The sequence below is a fragment of the Massilia sp. PWRC2 genome, assembly GCF_049896725.1.
GTDB lineage: Bacteria > Pseudomonadota > Gammaproteobacteria > Burkholderiales > Burkholderiaceae_D > JAFCUW01.
In genome coordinates this window covers 677,069-690,058 of record NZ_JAFCUW010000001.1, presented here as the reverse complement: position 1 = coordinate 690,058, position 12,990 = coordinate 677,069, and the positions used below count along the sequence as shown (strand labels likewise).

Below are 12,990 nucleotides of genomic sequence, written 5' to 3'. Positions count from 1 at the left end.
CTATTCATATGATACCCAGATTTGTAACCGTTTTTCCGGATGGCGAAAAAGTCCATTTAGCTAAAGATGTTGGCCAAATTCCGTTCATTTTTGGACGAAACTATGGGTACGATGCTACGCTGGTGGTCGAGAGCACCGATCCATCTTTTGTGACGGACGTTCTTTCGCCTCATCTTGCAGTAGAAAAAATTTCGCCGCGCGGCCGGATAAAGGGGATCAGTCTGGCGGCGGTTTTGTATATTGCGCGTAATTCGCGGCGCATCGACATACTCAATCTCTACCATTTTTGCCTTCAAACCAAGTTGCTTGCGCTGCTTTATAGAATACGCAATCCGACCGGCTTCATATATGTAAAGTTAGACCTCGACATTGCTGAAGAACGCGCCGAATTGCTGCGACCAGCGAAAAGTGGAAAAATATTTCAGTTTTTCCGTAACATGCTGCATGAGCGCTTTTTCAATGCGGTTGATCTGTTCAGCGGAGAATCGAAAGAAGCGGTCGAGACTACAAAGCTCAGATTTCCAAAGGTGCAAGGGAAAATTGAACATGTCACCAATGGTTTCGACATGCGCAACCTGGTCGATTTGCCTGATCAAAAAGAGAATTTGATCATTACAGTCGGTCGAATTGGAACACATCAAAAAAACAATGAACTTTTACTCGAGGCCGTGCAAACGTTGACTCTGGGTGATTGGAAAATCGCGCTGATCGGACCTGTGAATGAAGAATTCAGGTGCATCTTCGATCATTTAATAGAAACTCGTCCTGATCTGCGTGGACGAGTGACACTGGTTGGGCCGGTCAACGAGCGTTCCGAGTTATTGAGTTGGTATGCACGAGCAAAGGTATTCGTACTGACTTCACGTTACGAAGGTTTCCCTCTCGTATTCAGTGAAGCACTCAGTTTTGGTAATTTTATTGTCACTACTGAAGTTTCAGGGGTAAAGGAAATAACAGTGAATCAGCGCTACGGTAAGGTGGTAGAACATTCTGCTCGGGCGATTGCGGAAGCCTTACAGGACTTCACGATAAAGGAATCTTTTAATCCTGCCTTGGCGGCCGAAATAAAACAATATGCGCGGATTACCTACGACTGGAATCTAATATTGAATGCTGTAAACCAGCATATTATCGAACATCGTCATGCTTAAATTTCTTTTCAAGGACAGCGTATATTATTTTTTTGGGAGTATTGCGTTTCAGGTATCGGGTCTGGTTGCCGTGATCTTGATGATGCGTTCTCTGAAAATTGAAGAATTCGGTGTCTACAGCTACTGCGTCGCACTAGTTGCATTGTTTGCATTTATCGCAGATGGCGGTCTGTCTCAATATCTGATCAAGAAAATTACGCAAAGCCCGCGAACCATGGTGGCAATTTACCGGGAAATGCAAGGCGCCCAAGTTTATATTTCACTGATCATCCTCCTATCGTTGTCAGTCTTTGCGTTTGCTTTCCATGCATTGGATGAGGCGTATATTATTTTCTTGCTCGGAGCTGGTGTTGTGATCAGCGGATACGTAACGCCGATGTTTTCCTTGATGATTGCACGCGGAGAAAAGAAGCAGATAATGAAGAAAGATTTTTATTTGGCGTTGGGGCGCTTAATTTTTGTCCTATTTGTCAGCAATTATTTTCCTTCGGTACTAGCATTCGCGTTTTGTAATCTGGCGCTGGCATCGATCTCACTGATTTACTGCTTGAATATCCGAGCAATACCCGGCAACGAATTCATGTTTGGCTTCTCCTTGAGGCGGGAAAGTATCAAAAGGGTATTGGTTGAAGGCTTACCTTTCACTGTGTTGATGCTGGCGAACGTACTCTACAACAGGGTGGATGTAATCATGCTGAAGCGCTTTGCCGGTGTGACGGAGGTCGGTATTTACAACGGTGCTGCTCAATTCGTTTTTCCATTCATGTTTGTCTCTTCGGTACTCGTATCAGCCATTTTTCCGCACCTTTCAAGGCATGCGGAATCCAGCCTGCTCCTTGGTAAAATGCGCAACAGTTCATTCTGGTTGATGACGTTGAGTGGACTTGCTTTGAGTTTATTTTTATTCTTTTTTTCCGACATTTTTTTTCGCATGATGTTCGCCAATAAGTTCAATGCTTCCATTGGTGTTTTCAAAGTACTGGTGTGGTATTTGTTTATCGTTTTTGCCTACGGAACGTTCAGCAATATTCTTGTTGTGAAAAATAAAACAATACTTCTGTTTTGGGTCACGGTAGGAACCTTGCTTCTGAAGATAGCGTTGAATTATCTGTTCATTCCGGGCTATGGAGCAATGAGCGCTGCAATGAGTACTCTGATTTGCGAGGCCCTTCTATTTGTGATTACGTTAGCGCTCGCGTGGAGGTTTTCATGAGTTCCAAGATTGCTCATTCGCCAGATGGGAAACCCAACGACGACAAGGTTTATGTAGTTCTGCTCAATTATCGTGGTTGGAGAGATACGCTTGAGTGTCTTGAGAGTGTTCTGAAACTCTCCCATGCAAACATGCAAATACTCGTCGTCGACAATGATTCGTGTGATGATTCGGTCGATCGCATTATTGCTTGGGCTGCTGGAACCCAACAATCCGATGTGGAAAACCTCGCGCTCGCTCCCATGAGTCGCCCGGCCTGCCGTAAACCCATCTCGCTCGTCATATTGTCGCCAGGCGAATCAATACCAGCTGGTGAGGCCCCCGCACAAATTGTGCTTATACGATCAGATAATAACGATGGCTATGCGGCTGGCAACAACCTGGGTATCGCATTGGCCCGGGCCGACCCTGACTGCGCATTTATCTGGCTACTGAACAACGATACAGTCGTTGCCACAGACGCACTTTCACAGTTGCTGATAGTGATGCACAGCGATCCACTGTTAGGTATATGCGGCTCAACACTGGTGCACTATCACAACCCTGCCACCGTCCAGGCGCTCGGTGGCGCACGATTCAATCGCTGGCTGGCGACCTCGTATCACGTGGGAGAAGGCCAGCTGTATTCGACGGAGCACGGGCAAAGCCGCAGCGTGCGGATCGACTATGTCGTTGGCGCATCGATGTTTGTTTCAAGAGCATTTGTGGAACATGCCGGTCCCATGTACGAAGGCTACTTTCTCTACTTCGAGGAAATCGATTGGAGTATGCGCCGCGGTCCTTATGGTATAGGCTATGCTCCGCTCAGTGTCGTTTTCCACAAAGAAGGTGGAAGTACAGGAATGAGCAAGCGCCAAGTCCAATTTGGTGTTGGCGGTGATTTTTATATGCATAGAAATCGGCTCGTCTTCACGCGTCGCAATTTTCCACTTGCTTTGCCCATCGTAGTCGCCAGGTTGTGCGGCGTTTTTTTGAAATCGGTGCTTGCAGGGCGGCGCGGAAGAGTTGCTATGTTTTTAAGGCCTGACTTCTGGTTCGGCTCGGGAAAGGTCTGATCAGCGATGAAAGTTCTTTATATCGCGCCGCTGATCCCTGCGATCAGTGGCAGTGGTGGTAAGCGGGCGGTGTTTAATCATTTACTCGACGTCGCTGCTGTTAGCGTGGCCGTTGACTTTGTCTGCATTGATGTTGAATCAAGTGGACAACGGACTATCGAAGGACTTCCTTCGAACATCCGTTCCAAGATATTTCCCCGCGCGATTGGCCGTGCCGGCGAGGGAATCCGCCAAAAAATAGCCGGAATGTTTCAGCTCATCGCAAGTCGCTTGCCGCGCAGCGTTGCCGTGGTCACATCGCCTGCCGCGTTTGAGTACATCACGAAGTTGGTGGCCGCCAATCAATATGAATATATTGTAGTTGAACATTTGAATTCGTTTGCGTTGGTGCGTCACCTGCAATTAAATGCGCCGCTGATATATGTTGCTCAAAATGTCGAGTCGGTGGTTCTCCGCGACCTGCGATTAACCTTCTCTCGATGGTCGTACAAATACTATCTTACCTGGTTAGAGTATCTGAAGACAGTTTGGATTGAGCGGGCGCTGCTTGCGCGTGCTGATCGGACCGTCGTGATCGGTAGCGCAGATTTTTCTTACATCAGGGGAGTTGCTGGTCCTGAAAAGACCCGGCTTTGGCCTGAACTACCGGTTGAAAAAGATTCTAAATGGCGGTTCACCGGGTCAAAGAAATTACTGTTTGTTGGCTCCGCTGCTTATTTCCCAAATCGTGACGCTCTTAATTGGCTTATCGATGAATTGCTGCCAGCATTGGAACAGATTGACGCTTCTGTAAAATTACTTGTCGCAGGAACTGGGCGAGATGCTTTCCCAGATAAGAGATTCCGAAATATTGAATTCGAGGGTTTTGTTTCTGATCAGCGTTTGGCAGAAATGCACATTGAGTGCGATTTATTTATATCGCCAGTAATTCTCGGCGCTGGAATCAAGATAAAAGTACTTGAGGCTGCGTCGTATGGGATGCCAATTGCTGCGACTGAGGAATCTTACAGAGGGATAGCATTCCTTTCAACGGCTTGTTGTTTTGAGCGCGAGAGTTGTTCTACTGCACAATTGATTTATGCATTGCTGACAAATCGTGACCAACTGACCTGCATCAGTAGTGCTACACTGATGGGACTGAAAAACGCGCATGCCTTGCGAGGTCCTCTAATTGAGAAAATATCCTATGAGTGCTAAGGCTATTTTTATTATTGCCGCTCGATTTCTGCCTTTAGTTTGGGTGCTTTATATTTTGACCATGACCATCGACGTGCACTTGCTTACCAAAATCAGTCTGGTTATCATTTCTTTGCTGTTCGTTGTATATCGCTTCGACCTGACGAACGTATGGGTCGCATTCAGTATGCCGTGGTTCATTATGCTGATTTTTGGGACTCTTGGTATTTCTGAATACAGTCGGGATGTTGACTCGCGTACGGTCACGACTATTGTTGCGTTATTGCTTGTTGCTGCTGCAATTATTCCCTCTAAACCTGTACCGACAGTTGGCAAGGCTGTCCCGATCGAAAGCGTACGACGATCCCATTTTATTGCCTTGTTCATTGTTTTTATATCGCTGGCTATTCTTAATGTCGCGGTTGCCGGGTATGTGCCGCTGATCAGTTTGTTGACAACGGGCGACAGCGGTTACATGAATTTCGGTGTAAAAGGAGTTTATGGTTTTTTCAATGCATTTTCGAATGCTCTCGGAGTTACCGCCTTTTATTTGTGGATGACCGTCGGCGGTCGTTTGTACCGTAATGTTTTTTTTATCATTCTGCTGATCTTCACGTTTTTCGTTACGCGTCAGAACATCTTGTCCTTGCTAATTGAAGCCTTTGTTGTTTACAACTTGCTGCGGGTACGAGTGAAGATGATCAAAGTGGTGGTAATCGTTGGCATAGTACTGTTCCTGTTTGGCGTACTGGGTGATTTAAGGGTCGGTAAGGATATCAGTGAGGTGGCAAAAATTGAGGCATCTTATCAATGGTTGCCAACAGCTGCCATTTGGCTGTATTCGTATTTTTATTTTAACCTTCTTAATCTTGATAATATCATTGCCGCGAGCACGGGTCCGTTGTTTGACTTGAGTTCATTTGCTCAACTCATTCCATCATTTTTGCGCCCAATCCCGGTTGAAGGAGAGGACTTGCTGGAAGTTTCATCGTTTACAGTGGGAACTTTCATATTGCCAATTTATCGGGACATCGGATTGGTTGGACTGATTACGATATTTTCACTAATGTGCTTCGTTGCCGTGGCCTATCGACGTATGCTGGTGGGCGATCGTAATTTCGTTGCCATTACAAGCTATGCTGTACTGCATTTTTGCTTCATGTTTTCATTTTTCGAGAATTTTTTCTTTTATTTGCCTGTCATCTTTCAGTTGTTCTTTTTGTTCGTATTTCGTCCAATTTTGTTTCCGAAATTAAAAAATAAGAATTCTGATGTCCAATAATATTGCCGTGTGTATCGCGACTTACCAAGGCGCGAAATTTATTGAGGCTCAATTGGCGTCGATTGTCTTGCAGCTGGCAACGGGCGATCATATTCTCCTTGCCGATGACGGTTCTACGGATGCAACAGTGGATATTGTTAGTAAGAACTTTCCGGAGGTGCGGATCGTTGCGGTGGAGCGGGTGGGTGGTGTGGTAGAAAACTTTGAGCGCGTGCTCAATGCAGCGCACGCCAGCGGCGCCGCGCTGATCGTTTTATGCGATCAGGACGATGTCTGGAATGCGGGGCGTCTCGAATTGATTCGTACCGTTTTGCGTGACGCTGATCTGATGTCGATGGATGGTGTTGTTGTCGACGATCAACTAAGACCTAATGGCGACACTATTGCGTCCACAGTTGGCGTTCGCCGCGGATTGGTTGCGAACTTGGCTAAAAACAGTTACGTTGGTTGCTGTATGGCCTTTCGGCGCCATCTGCTCGATATCGCGTTGCCGTTTCCACCGCGACTGGCATGGCACGACTGGTATATCGGCTTGATAGCCGAGTCGCTGTTCAAAGTAGCGCGACTCCCCGATATCACTATTCTTTACCGCCGCCATGGTGCGAATCACTCCCCAACCGGCGAGAAATCCGGCTACTCCGCATCCAAGCGGCTGTTCATGCGCATTCACATGCTGTTAGCTGTGCTGACCGCAGTATGGCGATATCTTATAAACGCCCGCTGACAGGCGTCAGATTGTCTCAGCCTTTAAACTCTCTCCGGAATGTACTCTCCATGCCAGCACCGCTACCACGCATTCTCGTATTACTCGCCACATATAACGGCGTGCAATGGTTACGCGAGCAAATTAATTCGATCCTGGCCCAGCAAGGCGTAGTTGTCGATCTGCTCATTGGCGATGATTGCTCAGGTGACGGCACGGCGACGTTTATAATCGAAGAGTGGGGCAGCAATCCCCGTATTACCTTGATTTGCTGGCCTTCGCCCAGTGGGTCGGCGGGGGCTAATTTTCGCAGACTGTATCGGCACGCCAATGCTGAGGCATATGATTTTGTTGCCCTCGCCGATCAGGACGATATCTGGTTTCCTGCCAAACTGGAAAATGCCGTTTTTATGCTTACCAAGGAAGATGCGCAGGGATATTCTTGCGCGGTTGAGGCCTTTTGGCCAGGTGGTCGGGTTAATGTTTTGGCCCAGAATCCGCATCTCCGCGATGCGGATTTCATCTTTGAAGGGGCCGGGCAGGGGTGTACGTTTGTTTTAACACGCAAGTTGTTTATTTGTGTTCAAGATTTTTGCGTCGCGCACCCTGATGAAGCTGACGGATTGCACTATCACGACTGGCTGATTTACTTGATTGCTCGTCGCCTGGGAAAGGGCTGGTGCTTCGATCGGCGTCCCCACATGCGTTATCGGCAACACGGAGGCAACGAAATAGGTTCGCGCGGTACTTTTGGTGCCGCGACTCGTCGACTGGCATTGATGAAGAATGGCTGGTACGCTGCTCAGATCATGGCTGCGTCAGCTGCTGCATCGGCTGTGCCGGTAAAAAGTGACACCATGGATCGTATTCGCATTTTACTCAGTGAGCATGACTCGCTTACCAGACGTGCCAAGATGATGTGTCTGGTGGCGAGGAGTGGCCGTCGCAAGCTGCATGACCGACTATTGCTGGTCTTTGTGGCCGGATGCGGCTGGATTTAATTTTAGATTAAACATTTCGCATTCTTGTCGGATTCTAAGAAAGTATGATATCCACATGTGGCGCAGTCGAACGTTGTGTTATTTTTTCAATATGCACCATTTTTTCCGAGGATAACCTTCACGGTCTTTATCAGGATGATGATGTCATTGAAGAGCGACCAGTTTTTGACATACCATGCGTCTAAGTACACTCTGGTGTCGTAGCTGACGTCATTGCGTCCGCTAATTTGCCACAAGCCGGTGATACCTGGTCTGGCTTCCAGATAGTACTCGACCTGGTTGCCGTAGCGCTCTAGCTCAGCACTTACCACCGGCCTTGGACCAACCAGGCTCATATCGCCCTTTACCACATTCCATAATTGTGGTAATTCATCAAGGCTGGTGCGACGTAAGAAATGGCCAATTGCAGTAATACGTGGGTCCTCTTTAAGCTTGAAATCACGACTCCATTCTGCACGCGCCTCTGCGCTACGCTCGAGCAGAGAAGCGAGTAGTTTATCTGCATTCGGCGCCATGGTTCGAAATTTATAGCATGCGAACGATTTTCCACGCTGGCCGATTCGCTGGTGGCCATAAAAAATCGGCCGTCCCGTGCGCGCGACATTTAGCGCTATCCAAAGCAGAATTGGCGAGCCAATGCATAACGCAAGAGATGCCACGACTAAATCGAACAGGCGTTTCATCAACTGCGGCAATCGGCGTGCTAAATTGTTACGCACCGTTAGTAAAAGCACTTCGTGCGCAAAGAAATGGTTTGCCTCCATACCGTACAGTGGTAAACCCCGAACTGCCGGTACAATTTGTAGAGCCTGAGTACTACGACTTAGTGTATGAATCAGTTCTTGGTATGTTTCAATACCTCCCTGTTCAAGCGCTAGTACTACTTGCGGATCTCCAAGGTAACTTAAGGTGTGCAAGGGGTCGCTGCCGAGGTTTATGAACGGCACAACCCTGCCAGCGCGGTCGTGGAATGTAAACGATGGTCTTGGGCGGTCATCAGGGATCAGAAAGCCGGTAATTACATAACCCATCATGGGTTCACCGTCGAAGGCGAGTGCGGTCTGTTGTGCGTTTTCCCCCCAACCTATAATAACGACCGGACGCAGCCATGCGCCGCACTTGATCAGAACTTCCTTGGCGGCGGCACGGCATAGCAGTAGCATGACAGGGGCAAGGCTCCAGTTGAGGAGAAATGCCGCCCGCGAAAATTCAAGTTTGCCGAGGGAGAAGATGGCTGAGTTGATCAACGCAAGTGCTAGTGTGACTACCAAAATTTCACGAACTTCGCTTGAAAATGGCTTTCGCTTGGTATAAGCGCCTTTCATTTCGAAAGCAACGAGTCCGAATGCCGTGAGTACCATGTACGCCTGAATTAAACCCAATAATTGGGCTGCGCTGCGCGTTTTCAGCACATAGTCCCAACTTTCAAGCCTGAGCAGTCCCGACAAGGCAATCGCGGAAATAAAAGAAAGAGTTAATGCAATGACATCGGAGGTTGCCAGGGACCAACGAACTAACTGTCGAGCTTGATACCATTTCTTTTCTGGGATGAGTACGGTTTCAATTAACTTCATATAATGACTGGCCTTCAATTCAAAAATTTCTGAGCAAGCTGACTTTCAAGCGATCAGCCGGGTCGTAGCGCCTGAGGACGCAGTGCGTTTGCTGAGCGAGGGCATGTAGCGACAAGAACACTACAAAAGGCGTTGGGCCATGATCGAAGTACGACATTGGCAAGTTCCGGTAGCGCAGAAGTTCAAGTTCGCCGAGCCCGCATTTTAGTGTTTTTGGATTGCGCAGGCAATCGCAATTTCAAATGTCTAAAATCATATAATTGACCAAAAAATACGCATGTACTGTCCATTTGAAAAATGCGATCGCTAATTTGGGCAGAATGTACTCTGCGTATTGGTTTGACGTGATTTTGCAGTCGTATTCATCTCGAAGTTGGGGACAGCAGTGGTAGACTACTCGCGCGCTAAAAAGCGAGGCAGATTCACTCTCCCTGAGAGGGGTCGATTATTGTGGCTAACAAACGACATGGCAGCGTAATAGTGAGAAAAATTGGAAGTGTAAGGCGCACCGTCGCCTATTCCTGGTGCGGTATCATGATGGCAACATCTGTCAATGCCTTGGCGGCAACTCCTACTCTGCAGGGACAGTCGGGTTACATCAATATGCCGAGCGCCTTGGTCGAGGCTGATGGTAGCTTCAGCTTGGGTTATAGCTACGATCAGCCTTACGGCGCGTTTTGGGTCACGAGTACTGTGTTGCCATTCTTGCAGGTAACTGGCCGTTATGTCTCCATCAACGGTATTCCGGGATTTTCAAACGTCACCGGCGAGTATGGCAGCGGGTACGGCCGCTATAAAGACAAGGTGGTTGATATCAAGGGCCGCTTGATCGAAGAGGGGGCCTGGTGGCCCGCGCTTGCGGTCGGGGCGACTGACATACTGGGCACTGAATTGTTCAAGGGGCAGTACGTCGTTGCTACCAAAACATTTGGGGCCAATCAAAACCTGGAAGCCAGTTTGGGTGTAGGGCACGGGCGTCCTACTGGCCTCTTCGGCGGTGTCAGATGGACGCCGAGCATCGCGCCCAGTTGGTCAGTAGTTGCTGAGTACGATGCCAACGACTATAGCAAGGATTTCCACGCCATTCAGACAACGGCGTCAACTCGCAGCAAGGGGCCAGCCGTCGGCATTGAATACCGCTGGGGATGGCTGGGTGCTCAAGTGGCGCGGCACCGAAATCATATTAGCGCCAATGCGTTTGTTTCGATTCCCCTGTCGCAGCGCGAATTTGTTGCCAAGCTTAGAGAACCGAAGCTGTTCGAGCAAAAAGATGCTCCTCCACGAGCAAGCTTGGCAGATTGGGAGAACAATGGCCAAGCCGGTGCTGCGCTTGTTCAGGCTCTTGTCGCTCAGGACTTCCGCAATGTGCGTGTCAGCTTCGACCAGCGAATTCTCCACCTGAGCCTCAACAATAATCGCATTTCGAATCTTGGCAGGGCAGTGGGGCGCGCAAGCCGTACGGCTTTGGCATTTGCGCCTGCCGGCACCCGCCGTTTAGTGATCACGTACACCAAAAATGAATTGCCACTGGCGACTTACGAATTTCTCGATCTGTACGCGCTGAGTAACTATTTGGGTGGCGCCATCGACCGCCAAGCGTTTCTAAAAACAGTGATCGTGCGGAGCGCAACGCCAGAGGATCAATTGGCGCTTGGTGATAATGAGAGTTTCTTGACCAGTCTGGTCGATGCCTCGCCAGTGGGCGTGGACATTGGTCATGACGGTAACGTGCTGCAGTTGCGGTCCGAGGACCGTGAAGCGAACCGCTTGAGGGTTGCACCAAAGCTAGGTTTATTTTTTAACGATCCTAGTGGCGCATTACGCTATGAAATTGCAGCCGCCGGCTACTACGATCGTCGTCTGGCGCCTGCGTTGTACTTGAACAGCGCGGTGACAGTCAAGCTGATCGAGACAATTTCCGGTGTGACACAAGAATCGAACAGCTTGCTGCCGCATGTACGAACTGATATTGCCGATTACAAACGTGGTTCGCGCCTAAAGCTCAACAAATTAATGCTCAATCAATATCTGATGCCGGCTGAAAACTGGTATGGCAGGGTGTCGGCGGGCTTTTACGAAGAGATGTTTCGGGGAGCTGGCGCCCAGTTGCTGTACGCACCGCGGGATACGCGCTGGGCTTCAGATATTACGGTAGATGCAATCCAGCAGCGCGGATTCTCCGGTCTTTTCGACGCCAGACCGTACCATACGGCGACGATACTTGGCGCGCTGCATTATCGGCTACCGTCAGATATTACGCTCACTGCGCGTGCAGGTCGGTTCCTTGCGAAGGATGTCGGTGTGAGATTGGAAGCAAAGCGCCGCTTCCTGTCAGGGATCGAAGTAGGCGCCTGGTATACCAAGACGAACGGTCATGATATTACCAACCCAGGCACACCCAGCAATCCCTATAACGATAAGGGAATTTTCGTCAATATATCCCTGAGCAGCATGCTGCTCAGCGACACCCAGGCGCTAGCCAGCATTGCTATTGCACCATGGACCCGCGATGTCGGGCAAATGGTGACCTCGCCTGGTGATTTGTACGACATGATTGAAAAACCGCGACGCGATATGTCGATCGGTGATGGTCTGGGCAACCTCGGTGAGCGACCCGACGAACAGGCGCTCGCTGCGTTGTACGTCGATCCGAAACCCTTGAGTAATCCCTGGCCGGCATTCCGTCTACGCGTCGAGCAGGCCGCTTCAACAACGCCGACCCTGCCCGAGTGGGCCGGGGGCAGTGCGGTGGCGGGCGCTGCTATCCTCGCCGGTGCCGCTCTGGACAAGCCGGCCGATCGCTTTGTACAAAAGCACCAGGAAAATGTCGCTATGCGCTCCTTCGGCAACTTTGGAAAAGCTATGCCGCTGGTACTGGTGGCCGGTGCCGGAGCAGCGCTGGCCTTCGGCGATGAGCGTGCCTCGAACATTGGTCTTATTTCGCTGGAAGCGGTGGCGGCATCCATCGGCGTTACCCAGGTAGGGAAATATGCAGTGGGACGCGCGCGGCCAGGCGCAGGGCAGGGTCCGTGGTCGCAGGTCGATGGCAACCGTGGAAATGCCTCGTTTCCATCTGGCCATAGTGCCGTGGCCTTCGCCGCAGTCACCCCGTTTGCGATGGAATACGATGCGCCGTGGCTGTACGGCGTAGCAGCGCTCAGCGCCGCTGGACGGGTGGCGGCGCGCCAGCATTTTGTCTCTGATACGGTTGCCGGTGGTCTGGTCGGTTACGCTGTTGGCGGCTGGTTGTGGCATTCGCAGCGGGAAAACCGGGGCTCGATCCTGTCGGTAACGCCAGGCGCAAAATCTGTCAATGTGGCCTGGAGCGGTACTTACTGAGCAGTAGATCGAGCATTGTCGATAGCCCGCGCATGGTTGTATCGTTGACGCGGGCTTTTTTACGAGCTGAAGCTGTCGATCAGAAAAGCGCTAAACACGGCAACGCTGGCGAAGCTGAGCATCAGCACAGCGCCCGCGGCGCAGTCTTTCGCCATGCCGATTGCCGCATGCTGCGCCGGATGCAAATGATCAATGGCAGTTTCGATGGCTGTGTTAAACAGTTCGGCCGCCAGCACCAGGGCGCATAGCGTCAATAGCACTGCCCACCATATGGGGGCCGGCTGACGCCACAAGAGTACGGCAAATATTGCGGCGCTGGCGATGGCTTGAAATCGAAAACTGGCCTCGGCGCGCCATGCGGCACGCACACCTTGCAGTGCAAAACCGAAGCGCCGGTGAAATGCTTGATTTTTCATCGTTCCATTGCGTTGTGCAAATATCGGTGCCCCGAGGCGAAAAAAAACGGCCGACAAATCGGCCGCTCTGTCACCTGAGT

General features: G+C 50.0%; 10 protein-coding genes. 8 read left to right on the top strand and 2 right to left on the bottom strand.

Translation table 11 applies throughout. The features are described from left to right. Window positions 1-8: 8 nt before the first annotated feature. The 7 genes from ACP7BZ_RS03110 to ACP7BZ_RS03080 are packed head-to-tail and all read left to right on the top strand — an operon-like array spanning window position 9 to window position 7,581. Window positions 9-1,151 carry a glycosyltransferase gene (locus tag ACP7BZ_RS03110; RefSeq protein WP_426110181.1) on the top strand — a complete coding sequence of 381 codons (1,143 nt, stop codon included), beginning with the start codon at window positions 9-11 and terminating at the stop codon, window positions 1,149-1,151. Further along, window positions 1,144-2,364, top strand: a complete 1,221-nt coding sequence (locus ACP7BZ_RS03105) for an oligosaccharide flippase family protein (protein WP_426110180.1) — start codon at window positions 1,144-1,146, stop codon at window positions 2,362-2,364. The genes ACP7BZ_RS03110 and ACP7BZ_RS03105 overlap by 8 nt, the downstream gene beginning before the upstream one ends. Then, window positions 2,361-3,419 carry a glycosyltransferase family 2 protein gene (locus ACP7BZ_RS03100; protein WP_426110179.1) on the top strand — a complete coding sequence of 353 codons (1,059 nt, stop codon included), beginning with the start codon at window positions 2,361-2,363 and terminating at the stop codon, window positions 3,417-3,419. Before ACP7BZ_RS03105 ends, ACP7BZ_RS03100 begins: the two co-directional genes overlap by 4 nt. 6 nt (window positions 3,420-3,425) lie before the next feature. Further along, window positions 3,426-4,616 (top strand): glycosyltransferase, encoded by a 1,191-nt coding sequence (locus ACP7BZ_RS03095; protein WP_426110178.1) that lies wholly within the window; start codon window positions 3,426-3,428, stop codon window positions 4,614-4,616. Beyond that, window positions 4,606-5,877, top strand: coding sequence for an O-antigen polymerase (locus tag ACP7BZ_RS03090; RefSeq protein WP_426110177.1), 1,272 nt, complete (start codon window positions 4,606-4,608; stop codon window positions 5,875-5,877). Before ACP7BZ_RS03095 ends, ACP7BZ_RS03090 begins: the two co-directional genes overlap by 11 nt. Further along, entirely contained in the window at window positions 5,867-6,601 is a 735-nt protein-coding gene (locus tag ACP7BZ_RS03085; RefSeq protein WP_426110176.1) for a glycosyltransferase, read from the top strand. The genes ACP7BZ_RS03090 and ACP7BZ_RS03085 overlap by 11 nt, the downstream gene beginning before the upstream one ends. 50 nt (window positions 6,602-6,651) lie before the next feature. After that, window positions 6,652-7,581 (top strand): glycosyltransferase, encoded by a 930-nt coding sequence (locus ACP7BZ_RS03080; protein WP_426110175.1) that lies wholly within the window; start codon window positions 6,652-6,654, stop codon window positions 7,579-7,581. An 86-nt stretch (window positions 7,582-7,667) separates the two neighbouring features. On the opposite strand, the gene wbaP is transcribed toward ACP7BZ_RS03080, so the two are convergent. Beyond that, window positions 7,668-9,155: an undecaprenyl-phosphate galactose phosphotransferase WbaP gene (gene wbaP / locus ACP7BZ_RS03075; RefSeq protein ID WP_426110174.1), complete on the bottom strand. Its 1,488-nt coding sequence runs from the start codon at window positions 9,153-9,155 to the stop codon at window positions 7,668-7,670. Between the two features lie 534 nt (window positions 9,156-9,689). On the opposite strand from wbaP, the gene ACP7BZ_RS03070 reads away from it, so the two are divergent. Beyond that, window positions 9,690-12,494 carry a YjbH domain-containing protein gene (locus tag ACP7BZ_RS03070; RefSeq protein WP_426110173.1) on the top strand — a complete coding sequence of 935 codons (2,805 nt, stop codon included), beginning with the start codon at window positions 9,690-9,692 and terminating at the stop codon, window positions 12,492-12,494. A 59-nt stretch (window positions 12,495-12,553) separates the two neighbouring features. On the opposite strand, the gene ACP7BZ_RS03065 is transcribed toward ACP7BZ_RS03070, so the two are convergent. Further along, entirely contained in the window at window positions 12,554-12,910 is a 357-nt protein-coding gene (locus tag ACP7BZ_RS03065) for a diacylglycerol kinase (RefSeq protein ID WP_426110172.1), read from the bottom strand. Between the last annotated feature and the right edge of the window lie 80 nt (window positions 12,911-12,990).